Source organism: Constantimarinum furrinae, from assembly GCF_014295415.1.
Classification (GTDB): Bacteria; Bacteroidota; Bacteroidia; order Flavobacteriales; family Flavobacteriaceae; genus Constantimarinum; species Constantimarinum furrinae.
Window position 1 is genome coordinate 539,781 of the sequence record NZ_CP052909.1, and the last position, 20,160, is coordinate 559,940.

The 20,160-nt window shown below is 40.8% G+C and carries 17 protein-coding genes; 11 read left to right on the top strand and 6 right to left on the bottom strand.

The features are described from left to right. Positions 1–6 precede the first annotated feature (6 nt). Positions 7–1,263 (bottom strand): ABC transporter permease, encoded by a 1,257-nt coding sequence (locus ALE3EI_RS02540; RefSeq protein WP_186990527.1) that lies wholly within the window; start codon positions 1,261–1,263, stop codon positions 7–9. 108 nt (positions 1,264–1,371) lie between these two features. Between ALE3EI_RS02540 and purH the strand changes: the two genes are divergently transcribed. The 6 genes from purH to rodA all read left to right on the top strand — a co-directional run bounded on the left by purH (position 1,372) and on the right by rodA (position 8,456). Then, positions 1,372–2,904, top strand: coding sequence for a bifunctional phosphoribosylaminoimidazolecarboxamide formyltransferase/IMP cyclohydrolase (gene purH / locus ALE3EI_RS02545; RefSeq protein ID WP_186990529.1), 1,533 nt, complete (start codon positions 1,372–1,374; stop codon positions 2,902–2,904). A 65-nt stretch (positions 2,905–2,969) separates the two neighbouring features. After that, complete coding sequence (locus ALE3EI_RS02550) at positions 2,970–3,998, top strand: rod shape-determining protein (RefSeq protein WP_186990531.1); 1,029 nt, start codon at positions 2,970–2,972, stop codon at positions 3,996–3,998. A 13-nt stretch (positions 3,999–4,011) separates the two neighbouring features. Continuing rightward, entirely contained in the window at positions 4,012–4,839 is an 828-nt protein-coding gene (mreC, locus tag ALE3EI_RS02555) for a rod shape-determining protein MreC (protein ID WP_186990533.1), read from the top strand. Continuing rightward, the gene (locus ALE3EI_RS02560; protein WP_186990535.1) at positions 4,826–5,332 is read left to right on the top strand and encodes a rod shape-determining protein MreD; all 507 of its coding nucleotides are present in this window, start codon (positions 4,826–4,828) and stop codon (positions 5,330–5,332) included. The genes mreC and ALE3EI_RS02560 overlap by 14 nt, the downstream gene beginning before the upstream one ends. Continuing rightward, a complete protein-coding gene (gene mrdA, locus ALE3EI_RS02565) occupies positions 5,332–7,200 on the top strand; it encodes a penicillin-binding protein 2 (protein WP_186990537.1) in 1,869 nt (622 codons plus the stop codon). The genes ALE3EI_RS02560 and mrdA overlap by 1 nt, the downstream gene beginning before the upstream one ends. Then, entirely contained in the window at positions 7,200–8,456 is a 1,257-nt protein-coding gene (rodA, locus tag ALE3EI_RS02570; RefSeq protein WP_186990539.1) for a rod shape-determining protein RodA, read from the top strand. The genes mrdA and rodA overlap by 1 nt, the downstream gene beginning before the upstream one ends. 41 nt (positions 8,457–8,497) lie before the next feature. Here the strand turns inward: rodA and ALE3EI_RS02575 are convergent, their stop codons facing one another. The 3 genes from ALE3EI_RS02575 to ALE3EI_RS02585 all read right to left on the bottom strand — a co-directional run bounded on the left by ALE3EI_RS02575 (position 8,498) and on the right by ALE3EI_RS02585 (position 12,673). Beyond that, positions 8,498–9,316 carry a DNA/RNA non-specific endonuclease gene (locus tag ALE3EI_RS02575; RefSeq protein ID WP_186990541.1) on the bottom strand — a complete coding sequence of 273 codons (819 nt, stop codon included), beginning with the start codon at positions 9,314–9,316 and terminating at the stop codon, positions 8,498–8,500. Between the two features lie 14 nt (positions 9,317–9,330). Further along, positions 9,331–10,434 carry an ABC transporter permease gene (locus tag ALE3EI_RS02580; protein ID WP_186990542.1) on the bottom strand — a complete coding sequence of 368 codons (1,104 nt, stop codon included), beginning with the start codon at positions 10,432–10,434 and terminating at the stop codon, positions 9,331–9,333. 70 nt (positions 10,435–10,504) lie between these two features. Next, positions 10,505–12,673, bottom strand: a complete 2,169-nt coding sequence (locus ALE3EI_RS02585; RefSeq protein ID WP_186990544.1) for a carboxy terminal-processing peptidase — start codon at positions 12,671–12,673, stop codon at positions 10,505–10,507. A 172-nt stretch (positions 12,674–12,845) separates the two neighbouring features. Here ALE3EI_RS02585 and surE point away from each other — a divergent pair, with 172 nt between their 5' ends. The 5 genes from surE to ALE3EI_RS02610 are packed head-to-tail and all read left to right on the top strand — an operon-like array spanning position 12,846 to position 17,721. Next, positions 12,846–13,625: a 5'/3'-nucleotidase SurE gene (gene surE / locus ALE3EI_RS02590; RefSeq protein WP_186990546.1), complete on the top strand. Its 780-nt coding sequence runs from the start codon at positions 12,846–12,848 to the stop codon at positions 13,623–13,625. Next, positions 13,622–13,900 (top strand): hypothetical protein, encoded by a 279-nt coding sequence (locus ALE3EI_RS02595; protein WP_186990548.1) that lies wholly within the window; start codon positions 13,622–13,624, stop codon positions 13,898–13,900. The genes surE and ALE3EI_RS02595 overlap by 4 nt, the downstream gene beginning before the upstream one ends. 1 nt (position 13,901) lies before the next feature. Continuing rightward, positions 13,902–15,020, top strand: a complete 1,119-nt coding sequence (lpxB, locus tag ALE3EI_RS02600; RefSeq protein ID WP_186990550.1) for a lipid-A-disaccharide synthase — start codon at positions 13,902–13,904, stop codon at positions 15,018–15,020. A 43-nt stretch (positions 15,021–15,063) separates the two neighbouring features. Then, positions 15,064–15,642, top strand: a complete 579-nt coding sequence (locus tag ALE3EI_RS02605) for a C40 family peptidase (protein WP_186990552.1) — start codon at positions 15,064–15,066, stop codon at positions 15,640–15,642. Positions 15,643–15,696: 54 nt separating this feature from the next. Beyond that, complete coding sequence (locus tag ALE3EI_RS02610; RefSeq protein WP_186990554.1) at positions 15,697–17,721, top strand: ComEC/Rec2 family competence protein; 2,025 nt, start codon at positions 15,697–15,699, stop codon at positions 17,719–17,721. A 24-nt stretch (positions 17,722–17,745) separates the two neighbouring features. On the opposite strand, the gene ALE3EI_RS02615 is transcribed toward ALE3EI_RS02610, so the two are convergent. Both ALE3EI_RS02615 and ALE3EI_RS02620 read right to left on the bottom strand, forming a co-directional pair. Further along, positions 17,746–18,279, bottom strand: a complete 534-nt coding sequence (locus tag ALE3EI_RS02615; protein ID WP_186990556.1) for a thioredoxin family protein — start codon at positions 18,277–18,279, stop codon at positions 17,746–17,748. Positions 18,280–18,360: 81 nt separating this feature from the next. Then, positions 18,361–20,115 (bottom strand): peptide MFS transporter, encoded by a 1,755-nt coding sequence (locus ALE3EI_RS02620; RefSeq protein ID WP_186990558.1) that lies wholly within the window; start codon positions 20,113–20,115, stop codon positions 18,361–18,363. Positions 20,116–20,160 lie beyond the last annotated feature (45 nt).

Sequence of the window (20,160 nt, forward strand, 5' to 3'; positions counted from 1 at the left end):
AACATCCTACATTCCGGTTCTAATGGCCTCCACAGGATCGAGCTTTGATGCCGAAATGGCCGGTAAGATCCCGGAAATAAGTCCGATGGCCGCCGAAATAGCAGTACCGATAAACATGTTCCAAGGCGACAGCACAAATTCGAAATCGCCTGTAAATTGTGAGGCCAGGATGGAAACTATAAATACTAAAAAGAGGCCGATCAATCCCCCGATCACCGCAAGGATCACTGCTTCGAACAAGAACTGAAGAAGGATAAACTTATTTTTGGCCCCTAAGGATTTTTGGATTCCTATCAGGTTAGTTCGTTCCTTTACACTTACAAACATGATATTGGCAATTCCGAAACCACCAACAAGCAATGAAAATCCGCTAATGATTAGGCCCATGATATTCATTTGTCCGGTGATATTATCTATAAAATCTGTGAAACCCTGCAACTGATTAATAAAGAACGTATCGATATCATCGGGCTTAAGACCTCTGGAGAGCCGCATCTTTTGCTTTAACATGGCGACAAACTCACCGTTATCAACACCTTTTTCGGGTTTTACTATAATTTGGGGAAAAGTATTCTTATTGTTATTTCCGAAGATCTTTCTCGCCATATTAGCAGGGATCAATACTACAGTATCCTTAGAGTTTCCGAAGATACCTTTTCCTTCCTTTTCCAGCACTCCAATGACCGTAAACCTTCGTCCGTACAATCGTACTTTCTTACCCATAGCCTGAGCCGAAGAACCAAAAAGATTATTGGCGATCTCATCTCCCAGAACGATGACGGGTGTACCGCTGTTCGATTCCGATTCGTTAAAAAAGCGGCCTTCCTGAAGTTTTAAAGCTTCAATTTCGTAATACTCATGTGTAATAGCTCCCACCTGGACATTAGACACGGTATTCTCTTCAAATTTTATGTTATCCTGTGGAACATTGAGTGCGAAAGAAGCGGCTTCCAGATTGGGCATATTGCGCTTTACATACTGATATTCGTCATACGTCACATCGGGAAATTGCTGCCATTTCCAACGGGGAACGTCGGTTGGGCCAAATGAAAACCTCATGATGATGATGGTGCTGTTGTCTAAGCCGCTCATACTGCCTTCGATCTCCTTTTTGAGAGAATCGACCGCTGCCAGTATGGCGATGATGGAGAAGATCCCAATGGTCACACCTACCAGCGACAGGAAAGTTCTTAACTTGTTGTTTTTTAAGGCATTAATTGCAAAATTGAAACTTTCCTTAATGATTCGAAGATAAATGAGCATCGCGCGTAGTTTTCAATTTTAATTGTTAATAAAGATATGTCTTTTTCGGCGGTCTTATGTTACAAAAATAGTAGGTAATTGTGTACTTTTGACCTTTAATTTTTCAGAATGAACAGTACAAAAAAAGTAACTTCAGCATTAATTTCAGTATTTCACAAAGACGGACTTGAACCCATCGTAAAAAAATTGAACGATCTGGGCGTCATGATCTACTCCACCGGAGGCACACAAAAATTTATCAATGATCTTGGTATCAAGGTAATTCCGGTAGAAGATGTGACCGATTACCCTTCTATTTTGGGAGGCCGAGTAAAAACTCTCCACCCAAAGGTGTTTGGCGGAATTCTTAACCGTCAGGATAACGAAAATGACGTTCGGGAAATGGGTCAGTATAATATTCCACAACTGGATGTGGTGATCGTAGATCTTTATCCGTTCGAAAAAACGGTTGCCTCGGGGGCTTCAGAACAGGACATCATTGAAAAGATCGATATAGGTGGAATTTCTCTCATCCGTGCCGCTGCCAAGAATTTTAAAGACACCATTTGTGTATCTTCTATGGAGGATTACGAAGATTTTTTGGATGTACTTTCGGCCAATAATGGTGAAATCATGTTAGAGGATCGCAAACGATTTGCTGCAAAGGCTTTTAATGTATCATCGCATTATGACACAGCGATATTTAATTATTTTAATAGTGATCACAGTATTGCCGCATTGAAAATAAGTGAAACGAACGGAAAAGTGTTGCGGTATGGAGAAAACCCACATCAACGAGGATTTTTCTTCGGAAATTTTGATGAAATGTTCGATAAGCTACACGGAAAGGAACTAAGCTATAATAATCTTCTTGATGTGGATGCGGCCGTAAACCTGATGAATGAATTTATCGGGGAGGCACCTACATTTGCCATTTTAAAGCATAACAATGCCTGCGGAATAGCACAACGAGACACGGTGTTAGAAGCTTATACCGATGCTTTGGCCGGTGATCCTGTTTCGGCTTTTGGCGGAATTCTAATCAGCAATACTGAAATAGACGCAGTAACGGCAGAAGAAATACACAACCTTTTCTGTGAAGTAGTTATAGCGCCATCATTTTCTGAAGAGGCGATAGAAATTCTGAAAGGAAAAAAGAACCGGATACTGCTTGTTCAGAAAAAAACAGAACTTCCCGGAACCACCACCAGAAGTTGTCTTAACGGTGCTTTGGTGCAGGACCGGGATTCAATTACAGACGCGGTTGAAAATTTAACACATGCAACCAACAATAAACCCAATAATGCAGAGTTAGATGATTTATTGTTTGCTTCGAAGATTTGTAAGCACACTAAATCCAACACCATAGTTTTGGCAAAAGGAAAGCAGCTTTGTGCCAGTGGTACGGGACAAACCTCACGTGTTGACGCTTTGCGACAGGCAATTGAAAAAGCAAAGAAATTTAATTTTGATCTTGAAGGAGCAGTAATGGCCAGTGATGCATTTTTCCCCTTTCCCGATTGTGTAGAGATCGCAGACAAGGCCGGAATTTCTGCTGTAATTCAGCCGGGAGGATCAATAAAGGATGATTTGAGCATAGATTATTGCAATGCAAACGGAATGGCAATGGTATTTACCGGAACACGTCATTTTAAGCACTAAATTTTAGTACATTTGTGAAGAGCTGTGGCTCAGCACGTTTAATTTCAATACCGCCAAAATAGCTTATGGGATTTTTTGACTTCTTAACTGAAGAAATAGCCATCGATTTAGGAACTGCAAATACCCTTATCATTCATAACGATAAGGTAGTGGTTGATGCGCCTTCGATCGTAGCAAGAGACCGAACCACCGGAAAGATCATTGCCGTAGGTCGGGAGGCCAGCATGATGCAGGGTAAAACTCACGAAAATATTAAAACAATTCGTCCCTTAAAGGACGGGGTTATTGCCGACTTCGACGCCAGTGAGAAAATGATCAATATGTTCATTAAAGATATTCCGGCCTTAAAGAAGAAATGGCTTACCCCATCGTTGCGCATGGTGATTTGTATTCCCAGTGGGATCACTGAAGTAGAAATGCGTGCGGTGAAAGAAAGTGCTGAAAGGGTTAATGGAAAAGAGGTCTATCTTATTCATGAGCCTATGGCGGCAGCCATTGGTATTGGCGTAGATATCATGCAGCCCAAAGGAAATATGGTTGTCGATATTGGAGGAGGTACTACTGAAATTGCAGTCATTGCCCTAGGCGGTATCGTTTGTGATAAAAGTGTAAAGATCGCGGGGGATGTATTCACCAATGACATCATCTATTATATGCGAACTCAGCATAACCTGTATGTGGGGGAACGCACTGCAGAAAAGATAAAGATACAAATTGGTGCGGCTACCGAAGATCTCGAACTTCCACCCGAAGAAATGGCGGTACAAGGGCGTGACCTGCTAACCGGAAAACCAAAACAGGTGCAAACTTCCTATCGTGAAATTGCCAAAGCGTTGGATAAATCAATATTACGAATAGAAGATGCAGTAATGGAGACCCTGTCACAAACCCCACCGGAACTTGCTGCCGATATATACAATACCGGTATTTATCTGGCCGGAGGAGGCTCTATGCTTCGCGGACTGGATAAAAGATTATCTCAAAAAACAGATCTTCCGGTTTATATAGCCGAGGATCCGTTACGTGCGGTGGTTCGCGGTACCGGGATCTGTTTAAAAAACCTCAACAAGTACAAGAGTGTTTTGATCAAGTAAGGAATAGTATGCTATGCAACAGATTATCTTTTTCTTTATACGGAATAAAAATTTCCTGTTGTTCGCTATATTATTCGTTATTTCTCTGGGATTTACGCTTCAGACACATACATTCCACAACGGAAAATTTGTAAGTTCAGCTAATTTCTTTAGCGGTAGTATTTATTCCTTCCGCAGTGACATAACAAATTATTTCGATCTAAAAACTACGAATGAAAAGCTAGTAGAAGAAAATATAAGATTGCGTCGATTACTTGAAGGCTACAAGGAGAACTTTACAATGCCTTCTGTAGACACCACAAAAATTCCATCTAAGTATTTGTTCTTTGCTTCCAGGGTAATCAATAATAACTATTCGAGAACTAAAAATAATCTTACGATAAACAACGGTTCTAGTGACGGGCTCGAGATCGACATGGGGGTAATTACCACCAAAGGCGTAGTGGGTATCATTAACAGCACATCAAAGAATTATGCCACCGTTCAATCCATTTTAAATACAAACAGTCAGTTAAACGCCAAACTTAAAAATTCGAATCATTTTGGAACGCTTACCTGGGATACCAAGGATCCAAATGTTGTTCAACTTATTGAAATTCCCAGACAAGCTACTCTTGTAGTAGGCGACACTATAATCACAGGTGGTAAATCCACCATATTTCCTTCCGGAATTTTAATAGGCAGTATAGAAAAATTTAAACTGGGGAAAGATGATAGTTACGATATCGATGTGCGATTGTTCAACGATATGACAGATCTAAATTATGTGTATATTATTGAAAATCAGGATGCGGCCGAAATATTAAAACTGGAAAAGGAAATGAACGATGCAGAACAGTGAGATCCTAGTAAATAGTGTACGGTTTATTCTTTTGGTATTACTACAGGTATTACTGCTTAACCATATCAATTTCCTGGGTTTTGTAAACCCGTTTATCTATATCATCTTTATACTGTTGTTTCCATTTAACGGCAGTAAGTCATTACTCATATTTTTGAGTTTTTTACTGGGTTTAAGTGTTGATTTCTTTGGGGACTCCGGTGGGGTTCACGCCGCCGCATGTGTTTTTATTGGCTATATACGCCCTTTACTATTAAAATTTGCTTTTGGAGTGAGTTATGAATACAACATGGTAAAGATCAATAAAGTTCCATTGGGTGAACGACTTACCTACATAAGCACTATGGTGCTCTTGCACCACATCATTTTATTTTCACTAGAAATTTTTAACCTTTCGCATATATTATTAATCCTAAAATCCACGTTATTTTCAGGTATATTCAGTATACTATTGATCATGTTTACGCTAATATTATTTAGCAGGAAATCCTAATGAGAAAATTATTACTTCTTTCTATTGTTCTAATTACCGGAGTTGTCTTTGCGGGAAGATTGTTCTATTTGCAGGTTTACGATACATCGTTCGAAAAGCTTTCAGAAAATAATGCCATTAAAGTGGAATACGATTATCCGCAGCGCGGATACATATACGACCGTAACGGGAAGCTACTGGTTTCCAATCAGCCGTCTTACGACGTAATGGTGATTCCCAGGGATGTAAACCCATTAGATACTCTCGAATTCTGCAAATTGCTGAAGATCAGCAAAGAGGATTTTATTTCTATTTTGAACAAGGCCACGGTCTATTCACCACGATTGCCTTCGGTAGTGATTCCGCAGTTAACTAAAGAGGAATACGCCTACCTGTCTGAAAAAATGTTTAAATACGATGGGTTTTATATTCAGAAACGATCGTTGCGGGATTATCAAGTAGATCATTCTGCCAATGTGTTAGGGTATATTGCTGAAGTAAATAATGCCATCATTAACAAAAACCCATACTACCAAATGGGAGATCTCATCGGGATGCAGGGAGTGGAGCGTGAATATGAAGAGGTGCTGCGAGGGATAAAAGGAGTGAAGTATATACAAAAGGATCGATTTAACAGGGATATCGGACCCTATAAGGAGGGAATCTTCGACACCCTTCCCGAACGAGGGAAGGACATAACACTTACTATAGATTCCGATTTACAGGAATACGGGGAAGCATTAATGATCAACAAGCGTGGTGGAATTGTAGCGATCGAACCGGCTACCGGAGAAATTCTATCTCTGGTCACAGCACCAAATTACGATCCTGCATTATTGGTTGGCAGAGAACGATCCAAAAATTTTACAAAGCTTTGGTATGATACTATTGCCAAACCCTTATTTGACAGAGGATTGCAAGGTGAATATCCTCCCGGCTCTCCCTTTAAAACGTTAACCGCGCTTATCGGCCTTCAGGAAGAAGTGGTCGACACCAAAGAAACGGTATCCTGTTATGGCGGATATGTCTACGGACGAGGCCGAAAACTGGGTTGTCACCATCATTATAGTCCTTTATCCATGGTAGGCGGAATTGCCAATTCCTGCAATGCCTATTTTTGTACCGTTTACAGAAGGATCATTGAAAAATATCCGAGTCCGCAGGAAGGTATCGACAACTGGAGAAACCACTTGCTCAGTTTCGGTCTTGGAGACTTTATGGGTTATGACCTTCCCAGTGGTCGTCCCGGAAAAATTCCCACTTCAAAGGAATACAACCGCACCTACAAATATCCTGAATACAAATGGTATGCAACTGCCACGATCAGTAATGCCATAGGTCAGGGAGAAGTACTGTTAACGCCTATGCAAATGGCTAATTTTACTGCAGCCATAGCAAACCGGGGGTATTGGTATAAGCCTCATGTGATTAAAAATATTGCCGTAGCCGATACGATACCTACAGAATATACCACGAAGAATGTTACGACTATAGAGCCCAGATATTTTGAACCCGTTGTAGAAGGAATGTTCGATGTTTACAACAGGGGGACAGCTTCGCATATTCAAATTCCCGGAATTGAAATTTGTGGTAAAACGGGAACTGCAGAAAACTACATTCGTATCGATGGTAAAAGAATGCAGCTTACCGATCACTCAATATTTGTCGCTTTTGCTCCAAAGGACGACCCTAAAATTGCGATCGCTGTATTCGTAGAGAACGGATATTGGGGTTCGAGATGGGCAGGAAGAATTGCCGGTTTGATGATAGAGAAATATCTTAGAGGTGAAATTACCCGAACCGATATGGAAAAATTTGTCTTGGAAGGAAGTCTTATGGACGAGTACGAAAAGCCATATTCGGGTGAACCCTTTAGAATTAATAAATAATGGCGCAAGGCAGAGGACTACTTAAATTTGACTGGCTTACTATTTTCATTTATACCGCATTGGTATGTATTGGCTGGTTAAACATTTATTCGGCCTCTTTAAGTGATAGCGCCCAAGGTTTATTTGACTTTGATCAGATCTACGCCAGACAATTGTTATTTATCTTTTTAAGTGTCGTATTGATCATTTTTATTCTGGCAATAGAAGCAAAATTCTACGAACGCTTTTCCAGTATCATTTACATCATCTCCTTACTCTCCCTTGTGGGGCTATTTGTTTTTGGAAAGAATATTAACGGAGCCACCTCATGGTATGCCATTGGTAATTTCACTCTTCAACCCAGTGAATTTGCTAAAGCGGCTACAGCATTGGCTCTGGGAAAGTATGTTAGTGACCTCCAAACCAATATGACAGAATTTAAACATCAGCTTAGAACTTTCATCATCATAATTCTTCCGGCCCTATTGATCATCCCACAGCCCGACCCGGGAAGTGCTTTAATCTATGCGGCATTCATATTTCCCTTGTATCGTGAAGGACTGCATTTTGTGTATCTCCTTCTGGGCTTTTTTGCCGCTGCGCTCTTCGTTTTAACCCTTCTTTTAGGAGTGGTTTGGGTCTCGTTTGGCGTTCTATGTATAGCAGTTCTAATCTTTCTGAAAAACCGAAAAAAACGTCCCAGCTGGTTTAAATATTTCATTATAAGTGCTGCCTGTATCGGTTTTGCGCTATCAGTAAATTATATTTTCGAAAATGTTTTTGAACAAAGACACCGTGATCGGTTTAATATCGTTTTGGGAATGGAAACCGATGCCAAAGGTATTGGTTATAACACCAACCAAAGTGAGATCGCTATCGGCAGTGGCGGCTGGACAGGAAAAGGCTGGACCCAGGGAACTCAAACCAAAGGAAATTTTGTTCCCGAACAGCATACCGATTATATCTTTAGTACAGTTGGTGAAGAATGGGGGTTTTTGGGAAGCATGGTGGTTGTACTTCTGTTTACCGGGTTAATTATAAGAGTGCTTATTCTTTCTGAAAGGCAGAAAAATCAATTTAGCAGGGTATACGGTTATAGTGTGGCGTCCATTCTCTTTATTCACTTTTTTATAAATGTTGGAATGGTCACAGGATTGTTTCCTACCGTGGGGATTCCCCTGCCGTTTTTTAGTTATGGCGGATCGGGATTGTGGGGTTTTACCATCCTGCTCTTTATCTTTGTCAAACTGGATGCCTCAAATTACTACTATACCTAAGCTCCGGAATTAGTTGTATGAAATCATGGATTTCAGAAGGCCTATCTTTTTCCCCAGGCTTTCAGGTCAATTCCGGACTCTATTGCCTGCTGTTCTTGTTGTGTTAGCCTCGGAAAGAAATCAATACCGGTTTTGGCTTCAATGCTATCAATAGGTACTACATAATCGTAGAAAGAGGCGTTGGTGGGTCTGTTCGGAATTAAAAAGCCAATTGCCTTATATTTTCCTTCTGAAGCATCCAGAACAACCTTGTAAAACTCCTCCGGCACCGAAACGTTTTCGGCACCAATTCCTGGCAACCCCTCCTTTAATACCCCTCCGGTGATCACATATACTCCGTCGTATTTCCGGGCCCAGTAGCGCATTTGTTGCTCCAGTTTATTCCAAATGCCCCCGTTGAAGTCGTTGTTTTGCGGACTTATATTACTGGTTAAAAATGTCTCCAGATAGGCATTGAAGGAAAAACGCCGGTCTCCTGCGGGACAAAGGTGTCCCCGATCATAACCACTGTTCTTATAGCTATTCCAATGCGCGGATTTGCTCTTTACCTTGCGGTCCTCAATAAAATCAGGACGCTTGAATTCATTTTTGGATAAATGTTCCTTTAATAACGGATAAGCTACCCATTCGGCCTGTTCGTGATCTTCACTATAGGAAAGTGTGAAATAATTATGTGTAATGACCACCCCTGTGGTAGATGTGGGAAGTAATTTGCCATTAAATTCGGTATTTGATGATTTATATTCCTTATCGGAAACTTCAGGATAGACCTCATTCTTCTGAGAAAAATATTGTTCGGCATAATAAAGACCTACAACCAAAAGTACCGTTAGGATGGGGTATATATATTTTCGACTCACAGTTCTTTTATGTATTAGTTTTTAACGTCAAGTGCATCCCGTAATGCATTCCCAATGAGCATAAAAGCGGTGACCAGACTCATGATCGCCAGTCCGGGAATTATTGCCAGATAAGGTTTACCTAAAATAATATACGCATAATGATCCTTAATGATCCCGCCCCAGCTGGGCATTGGTGGCTGAGCCCCAATTCCCAGAAAACTAAGTCCGCTTTCTATCAGAATTGCGCCCGCAAAATTAGCTGCTGAAATTATGATTACCGGTGCAAGTGCATTAGGTAAGATATGCCGGAAAATTATTCTGAAATCTGTATATCCCAAGGCCCGGGCAGCCGTGACGTACTGCATTTGTTTTACCCCCATGACTTGGCCGCGTACTACTCTGGCTACCTCCACCCACATGGTTAAACCCACGGCAATAAAAACCTGCCAAAAGCCTTTTCCTAAAGCCAACGTGATGGCAATTACGAGTAGTAGTGTAGGAATGGACCAGGTAACATTGATGAGCCACATAATGGCTGCATCTACTTTGCCTCCAAAATATCCGGCAACGGCACCGAGCGTTATCCCCACAAGGAGGGAAATAAAAACAGCAACAAATCCAATGGCCAAAGAGATCCGTATTCCAATGAGCATTCGGCTCAACAGATCTCTCCCGTATTTATCGGTTCCCAGGAGGAATTTTTTTTCAGAAATATAGTGTGTTGCAATTTCGGAACCAGATGCCGCTTCAGGAAACAGATCGGCAGCATACTCTTTCTGAAGCCCGGGACTTCCGTCTGAAGTATATTCTGTAATCACGATACCATCACCCAGTTCTTCATATCCAGAGATCGGGATCTCACTATCGGCATTTTTCCTTCCGAAGAAAAAAACCGAAATCGGATTCTGTTCGTTCACTTCCGAAGGAATGGTAAGCATCTTTACAGTAAACCCCGGGGATTTGCTGTGAACCGATAAGTGCATCTGGTTGGCATTTCGCGAATCATCGGGTGCAAGAGCATAAGCGAATACTGCCGTCAATACGCAAAGCACCAAAAAGCTGAAACTTAAAACGCCCCAGAAGTTCTTTTTGAACTTTTGGAGCGCTATTTTACCTAATGACGACGATCTTTTCACGCTTTAAAGGTAGCTAAATTCTGTATGAAAACAGACCTTAAAAAGCAGTACACATTAAAGAACGGCGCAATTAGTTTTTAATATTTGCCATTTTTCCGGCCTTGATATTATTCAGTTTCAGGTCTTCCAGAACATTTACAGCTTCTTCCACATAAATATCTTTTGAAAGACTTTTATGCCATCTCTTACGCTTTTCACGAAGCGTAGTATCCTGCTTCATTAAAGCGATCTCATCGGGAAGCGATCTATAGTTCAGTTTATTGTCATACTCGTCAATTGCCTTGAACTTTTCTGTTTCTTGCTTTCTTCGGGCAATTTCGGCACTGTACTCATCAATATTGAGTGTTACGTTCATTTCGTCACGTCGATTCTTGATCCATCGAGCATTGGCATCAATTAAAGCCAGTTGCTCACTTTTGGCCATCCTCGCCTTGCTTTTGTCTATGGTTTCCTGAAAATCAACATACCCATCCCATACTTCATAATCTGCTGGTTCTATTTTATCGTAGGGCAACGGATTGTCATAGTCGCGTTCGCCTACCTCAATATAGCTATAGCGATCTGGCATCACAACATCACTTTTTACACCTTCCAATTGTGTAGAACCTCCGTTTATACGATAGAACTTTTGGGTGGTAAGCTTTAAAGCTCCCATATCACCCATATCGTTTTTACGTAACCATTGGTTCAGGTCTATTAAATTCTGAACAGTTCCTTTACCGTAAGACTGCTCACTACCAATAATGATCGCCCGCTTATAATCCTGTAAGGCCGCTGCAAGGATCTCTGAAGCAGATGCAGAAAGTTCGTTAACCAGAATTACCAAAGGACCCTCCCAAACGATCTCGTCGTCCTCATCTTCCAATACTTCTTTTTTTCCACCGCTTGAAGCTACCTGCACCACAGGGCCTTCTTTGATGAACAATCCGGCAATGTCTACAGCAGTTCGCAACGATCCGCCACCATTATCACGAAGGTCCAATACAAGGCCTTCAATTCCTTCTTCTTTTAAACGTTCAATCTCCTTTTTTACATCACTCGCAGCATTTCGCTCCTTATAGTTCTGCATATCGAAATAGAATTGCGGCAGATTGATCAGTCCGAATTTTTTATCAGTTTTTTCAATGACCGTTGATTTTGCATAGGTTTCTTCGAGTTCAACCACATCCCTTGTGATGGTTTCCTCTTCAATAGTACCGTCTACACGCTTAATGGTAAGATTCACTTTAGATCCTTTTGGACCTTTTATCAGTTTAACAGCATCGTCAATGCGCATTCCTACCACACTTACAGCTTCTTTTTCATCTTCCTGTCTAACTTTCAGAATAATGTCACCAACTTCAATGTGTTCTCCACGCCAGGCCGGTCCACCGCTAATAACTTCTACAACATTTATATAGTCGTTCTTCTTTTGCAAACGGGCGCCAATTCCTTCCAGTTTTCCGCTCATTCTAAGATCGAAACGATCCCGGTCTGGCGGTGCAAAGTAATTGGTGTGAGGATCGAATACTTCCACTACTGTAGTTAAGAAAACGGCAAAGTAGTCTTTGCGCTCCAGATCATCGGTAAATTCAAAATATTCGGTAAGTGATGTTTTAGTGGCATTCCGTGCTTTTGCTTCGAGTTCCGTTACGCTAAGGTTTTCATTATCACCGGCAACATATTCCTCTCCCTTCTCGGCTGCCTCCTTTTTTCGTTCAGGAGCTGTATTTTTTTCTTCTAAAAAATCGTAATAGGTTGAGATGGTAGAAAATTTAAGTTGCTGTCTCCATCGCTGCTTAAGTTCTTTTTTCGTTTCAGCATAGGCGAGCTTATCGTAATCTACACTAATGGTTTCTGTAGCCGAAAAATCGAAAGGTTCTTCCAATACTTCTCCATAGATCTCCTTCGCCTCTTCCATTCGCTGCGAAAAACGATCATACACTAAACTAAAGAAAGTAAGATCCTTGTTCTTGATCTGATCATCGATCTGTGTTCTGTACACGCTGAATTCCTCTATGTCTGAAGCCAGAAAATACCGTTTTATCGGGTCCAATGCTTCGATATAGTCCAGGTAAACTGCCTCAGAGAAGGTGTCGTCCATAGCAGCAGGATCATAATGTCCCTTTTGCAAAACGTAGGTAATAAGGTCTATCAGTAATTTATCTTTATCCGGATCATTAAACTCCTTGGTGGTAAAACTGCAGGACGCAGCCGCTACAAAAACTGCAAGAAGAAATACTTTAAAATTCTTTTTCATTAATCGCATATCTATCAACTTAATTTTGAATCTCCTAAATTATATAAAAAACCGTGCCAACTACTACTATGGGTACTAATTTTTTGTTAAACAGCTGGTTTTTAAATTTCAGAAATAGAAATTCAGATTTCACAAGGATTACTTGTATTTTAGCCATTTATATTTTACCCGAATGGCAAACAAAAGACCTTTAATTTTAGTGACCAACGACGATGGTATAACTGCGCCCGGTATACGAACTCTTATTGAGGTAATGAATACGCTTGGTGATGTTTGTGTAGTAGCACCCGATTCCCCTCAAAGCGCCATGGGACACGCAATTACCATAAACGACACCTTATATTGTGATGCTGTAGAAATGCTCAAGGACCAATCACATTCCGAATACAGTTGCAGCGGAACACCGGTGGACTGCGTAAAGCTCGCAGTGAACGAGATCCTAAAACGGAAACCCGATCTTTGTGTAAGCGGGGTTAATCATGGAAGTAATTCATCTATCAATGTGATCTATAGCGGAACTATGAGTGCCGCAGTCGAAGCAGGAACTCTTGGAATTCCATCTATTGGTTTCTCATTATTGGATTATTCGCTTCAGGCAAATTTTGAACCCAGTAAAAAATATATCAAATCCATAGCCATGCAATGCCTGAAGAACGGATTGCCAAAAGGAGTTGTTTTAAATGTAAACATCCCTAAATTATCGGCTAAGGATATTAAAGGAATTAAAGTATGCCGACAGGCCAATGCACATTGGGAGGAAAACTTCGACAAACGCACCAATCCGCTGGGACGTGATTATTACTGGCTCACAGGCGAATTTGTAAACGAAGATAAAGGGGAAGACACAGACGAATGGGCTTTAAAGAATGGTTTTGTTTCGGTGGTTCCGGTTCAATTCGATCTTACGGCACATCACGCAATAAAAGATATCAATTCCTGGGATCTGAAATGAAAAAAGAAATACTTATCGGATTTTTAGTCGGTCTCGCTGCTAACTGTGCAGGAAGTTATCTGTATATCTATTTTTTATCAGACTATACTTTGGAAACGACAATAGAAATGGCCCAGGAACAGGATCTGCTTGGCAGTATCATTGCATTAGGCGCTATTCTTAATTTGGCTGCTTTTTTTATATTTCTGAAAAAGAGACAATACTACCGGGCCCGCGGGGTGGTATTGGCCACGATAGTAGCAGCGTTGGTGATTTTAGCAGCAAAATTCTTTTAAAATGAAGTATTACCTCATCGCCGGAGAGGCTTCGGGCGACCTGCACGGAGCAAATCTAATGAAGGCCCTCAAGCAAGAGGATCCCAATGCCCATTTTCGGTTTTGGGGAGGTGATCTTATGGAAAAAGAAGGCGGATCTCCTGTAAAACATTATAGAGATCTGGCGTTTATGGGGTTTATTGAGGTCGTTGCCAATTTAAAGACCATTCTAAAGAATATTTCCTTTTGTAAAAAAGACATTGAAGCTTTTCAACCCGATGTCCTCATCCTTATCGATTATCCCGGATTTAACCTCCGCATCGCAAAATGGGCCCGCAAAAAAGGTATTAAAGTTCATTACTATATATCACCACAGATCTGGGCCTGGAAGGAAGGCAGAATTAAAAGTATAAAACAGGATGTGGATGAGATGTATGTGATCCTTCCGTTTGAAAAGGACTTTTACGAAAAGAAACACAATTTTCCGGTTCATTTTGTCGGACATCCTCTTATTGATGCGGTGTATGACCGGGCTCAGGTAAACCCTGAACAATTCAGAAATGACAATAATTTAGATAACCGACCCATTATTGCGCTTCTTCCGGGGAGTCGTAAGCAGGAAATCTCAAAAATGCTGAAAGTGATGCTTTCCATTGTTGAGGACTTTAACGAGTATCAGTTTGTCATCGCAGGAGCACCGAGTCAGGAGGCATCCTTTTATGCACCCTATATCAAAAAGCAGAATGTTCATTTACTGCTCAATAAAACCTATGATCTGTTAAGTATTTCGAACGCAGCTCTGGTAACTTCGGGAACCGCCACATTGGAAACCGCCTTGTTCAAAGTCCCACAGGTGGTGTGCTATAAGGGCAGTAGGATCTCCTATGAGATCGCTAAAAGGGTCATTAAACTTAAATACATTTCGCTGGTGAATCTTATATTAGATAAAGAGGTAGTAACTGAGTTGATTCAAACTGAATTTAACGGCAAACGACTGCGAAGCGAACTCACCTATATTCTGGATGACTACAACCGGGCCAAGCTGTTTTTAGATTATTACGACCTGGAGCAAAAACTGGGTGGGAAAGGGGCTAGTGCGAAAACCGCCAAGTTAATTTTTGACGCCATCGGAGACAAATAGAAAATATTTCATAGTTTTATGATCAGATTCATAAATGCCCTCTATGAAAAAACTGCTCCTACTACTATTACTTTCAATATTTATGATATCCTGTGGCGGAACTAAAACCGTCACCAAAAAGATCACGCCCACTTCGGGTGATGAGACCATCAAAAAAACAACTAAGGTAAAGAAGAAGGACGACAAGATCGTTAGAAAGGTAGACTATGACACCGAAGAGATCACAAAATCGTCTAATGAGGAAGTCTTGGAAAACATTATTGAGTATGCCCGGTCCTTTGAAGGTACACGCTATAAATTTGGAGGTACTACCAAAGCAGGAATGGATTGTTCCGGTTTGGTTTATACGGCCTTTAAGCAGGAAGATGTCCTTATGCCAAGGATCTCGAGAGACATGGCTACCAAAGGTGTTGAAATTCATTTAAAAGATGCTGTGGAAGGAGATTTGGTCTTCTTTAAAACCAGTAAGCGGAATACCATAAATCACGTTGGTCTGGTGGTGGAGTCCAAAAAGGGAGAAGTCTTCTTTATCCATTCTACGACTTCCAGAGGTGTTATTATTTCTTCCATGAACGAGGCTTATTGGAAAAAAGCCTTTGTGCTGGCCCGCAGGGTCATATAAAATTTCATATCTTTAAGCATCACTCCCCGGTTAGATTTTTAAAATCGAATCGGAGTGAATTTCATCAATTTTGCAGTAGTAAAATTTTCTATTTGTCTGGCACTGGGCATTATTACGGCACAAGCATTTGGTGTCAATTCCCTTCTCATTCCGGTAATTCTTGTTTTTTGTCTGTTGTTGCTTATCACAGCATGGTTTTATTCCCGCAGACAATTATTACAGAATGCCTTCTTCGGAAGTATTACCTTTTGCTGTTTTTTCCTAATTGGATATTGTAACTATCAATTCCGAAGTCCCTTAGCGCAAACCAATCACTATTCAGTATTCATCGATACTTCCCAAACTGAATTACTGCAGCTGAAGATCACAGACGTGCTGAAGTCGGACAATTATTATCATAAATACATCGCAGACATTTATCGAGTGGACTCGATTCCTGCCGAAGGTAAAATACTATTGTCGGTTAAAAAAGACAGTGTTGAGGGATTGTTCGCGATCGATAATGAATTATTAATTTCTTCGGGAATAAAACCTTTTACACCAGCGCTTAATCCACATCAATTCGATTATGCTGCTTATATGAATTCTCTGGGCGTGCTCTTTCAGCTTCAGATCGATCACCGGGCAATCATTCAGTTTAGCAATGGTGAAAAAAGTGTGAGAGGAGTAGCCGATGGGATTCGCAATTATTTTCTGAAGAAACTGAAAGCAAGCAGTATTTCTTCAGAAGAACGAAGCATTATTCAGGCACTTCTCCTTGGACATAAAACAGAAATCAGTAAGGAACTGTATTCCAATTATGCCAAGGCAGGGGCCGTACATATACTCGCTGTTTCGGGGCTGCATGTAGGTATTTTATTCCTGATCTTCTCGTGGCTTTTACGACCTGTTTTATATGTACGCCACGGCAAGATCATTAAAGCCGGAATGATAATTTTGCTACTGTTCAGTTTTGCACTCTTAGCCGGATGGTCACCATCGGTTGTACGTGCTGCCACCATGTTCTCTCTATTCGCTTTTGCCGGCATAATAAAACGACCTACCAATAGCATAAATACGCTGTTCCTGTCCTTTTTTATTTTATTGTTATGCAAACCGCAGCGGTTGTTTCACATAGGTTTTCAACTTAGTTATCTAGCGGTTTTCTTTATCCTCTGGGTACAACCTCGATTGTATGAAGTTTATTCTCCAAAAAATTATTTTCTTCGGAAGGCTTGGGCCATAAGCACGGTGAGTATTGCGGCGCAGTTGGGAGTATTACCACTCACCCTGTACTACTTTCACCAATTTCCAGGCTTATTTCTGCTAACTAATCTGGTGATCCTTCCCTTTCTTGCATTGCTGTTGGGGGTGGGTTTGCTTATTTTATTGCTGTTATCTTTAAACAGTCTACCTACAGAAATAGCCGAAGCATATAACGTTATGATCCTTTCCTTAAATTCCTTTATCGAATGGGTGGCCGGTAAGGAATTCTTTCTGATCGGTGATATACATTTTTCAGAATTAAAAGTTATTTCGGTGTATCTGGTTATCATTGGTATTGTGCTTCTGTTAAAACGTTTCAGTTTTGAACGGTGTATGCTATGTATGGTGAGCCTTATATTCCTGGTAGCAGTTTTAGTTCACACAAATCTTTCAGGGGAGACGCAATTAATATTGTTTCATAAAAGCCGAAGCACGATAATGGGAATACAGCAACGGAGGGCGTTAGTGGTGTATTCAGAAGAACCCTTGAAAAATATAAAGCAACTGGGTTTAATTAAGGATTACCGAATCGGGAAAGGCATTCGTAACTATTCCGAAGCACCACTCCCTCAAATACTGCAGTACAAATCTCAGTTGATCCTGTTTGTTGACAGTACCGGAGTATATCCACCAGCTTCAAATATCGATATTATAATCCTGAGGGAAAGTCCGAAAATAAACATGGATCGCCTCATCGATAGTTTACAGCCGCGACAGATCGTTGCAGATGGCAGCAACTACCTCGGTCTTGTAAAACGCTGGAAACAGACTTGTAAAATAAGAAAGCTCCCCTTTCACCATACCGGTGAAAAAGGAGCCTTCATTTTAGAATAATGAAACTCTTAACTTAAAATTATTCTAAAATGTTCCTTTAAACTTATCCTGATATTCCTGCCAGGCTTCCACCGTGGTAAGTTTCAGATAATCGTCATTGGCGATCATTTTAAGGTATATTTCCAACTGCTGTGGTGTCTTATAACCAGGAATTGCCTGAATAAGCTCACCGTCTGCCTTAAAAAAGACCAGGCTTGGATATCCTCTCAATTTGAGGGCATCAGCAAAAAAATGTGTTGCATTTCTCCCCTTTCTACCTTCCTGATAATTCGGATTTGTATAGGTAAAATCCTGATACGTGATCTCTTCGGTGCCTTCGGCGTTAAATTTTACCGCATAAAAGTTCTTATTGATAAAATTGATCACTTTCTTATCTGAAAATGTGTTTTTGTCGAGCAGCTTGCAAGGACCACACCAGTGGGTGTACACATCCATAAAAATTTTCTTGGGAGCCTTCTTTTGAGCTTCCAGGGCCTCATTCATGGTCATCCACTCTATTTCCTGAGCCGAAATCGTCCCCAGAGAAAGTAGTGCAACCAGGAGTAAAATATGTTTCATTTCAATACAATTAATTCTAAAACTTATGTAACAAAAAACGTTCCACTAATAGGGAACGTTTTTTTAAACTGAGTATTGTGTTTAGCGTACGCCGTGCATTAATCGCTTCAATAACGGGTGTAATAACAAGGAAATGACGCCCAAACCAATTGGAATAAAGGTAAAGATCAGGAAAAACCCGGATAATCCGTGATCTTGTGTAATTTGTTCTATATCACCTCCCACATAGTGAGCCAGTTTATTTCCAATGGCGATGGCTAAATAGTAAACACCAAACATGAATGCGATCATTCTGGCCGGAATAAGTTTACTCAAATATGATAATCCCATTGGGGACAGGCACAATTCGCCCAATGTATGGAAGAGGTAGGCAAATACCAGCCATGCCATGCTCAATGAGGCCGTTTCAGCCCCGGAGGGTACATTTCTCGCCCCGAACGCCAAAAAGGCAAAGCCAAGACCTAACAAGGCTAATCCGAGAAAATACTTAACCGATGCCGGCGGATTGTATTTGCTGTCCCACCATTTGGTGAAAAGTGGTGCAAACATGATAATAAATAAAGAGTTTAATATAGCAAACCAAGTCACGGGTACTTCGGTTTCGGTAGACTGAAATTCTATGTACAACTTATAGATCACTATGGCCCAAATTATGAGGAAACTTGTTCCAAGAATAAGATTCGACAGACCAATACGATTAAATGTTTTCCTGAAAAGTGACAACAAAACATAAGTAATAATTACCAGGGGTACTACCGTTACAATGAGATCGACTATTTTAAAGCCCATCGCAGCATTACCCTCAAGGAATCTATCGGTAAAGTCTCTCGTATATATAGGTAGTGAACCCGCTGCTTGTTCAAAAGCAGCCCAAAAGAAGATCGTAAATAAGCAGAAGATTGCGAATGCGATCATTCTGTCCCTTTCAATTTTAATATAGCGAGGGATTCGCACAAGTAACAACAAGATAAAAGAAATTGCGGCCAACAGTGCAAAAAACAGCGAGTCGGTCATTCCACCTACCGAAAAATTAAGACTTTGGATATCGCCTATTTTACTAAGCGGGTCATTGATGATAAAAATTAAAGCTGAAATGGTAAATATTCCGATAAGTGCAATATCTACCGGCTTGAATTTATTCAACGTTACCCCTGCTTTAAGTGCGGCGGCGGCATCATCACTTCGCTTACTTTTTAAGGGCTTATCTCCAATAGTACCAAATAAGGGCTGAGCAAAATAGAATTGCAACATCCCCAGCAACATAAAAATACCTGCCAATCCGAATCCATAGCTCCATCCAACTTTTTCACCTACCCAACCACAGAGCATTATTCCTAAAAATGCACCTGCATTTACCCCCATATAGAAGATGTTGTAAGCACCATCCTTTTTTTCATTATGCCCTTCGTACATCTTGGAAATAATGGAGGTCATATTAGGCTTAAAAAATCCATTTCCAAGAATTAGGAGGGTTATCCCGATATAAAGGAAAGTAGGTGTTTCAATAGCCATAGAAGCGTGCCCTAAGGTCATCAATAAGGCTCCAATAACCACGGCTCTTCGATACCCAATTTTATTGTCGGCCAACCATCCCCCTAAAAGTGGGGTTAGATATACGAGCATCGCATAAGTTCCGAGTAAAGAAAGTGCTGCGGGTGTGGTCCATGCCCACCCAGGATTATCGCCCAAAATGGCTCCTGTAAGAAAGATCACCAAAATGGCTCTCATTCCGTAGTACGAAAATCGTTCCCACATTTCGGTGAAGAATAACACAAACAATCCGGCAGGATGTCCTAATACCTTATTTTTAAAATGATCTTCTGCTGTTGAATCCATATGAAGAAATATTTATTAAATACAGTTACAGTTGAGTTAAATTCC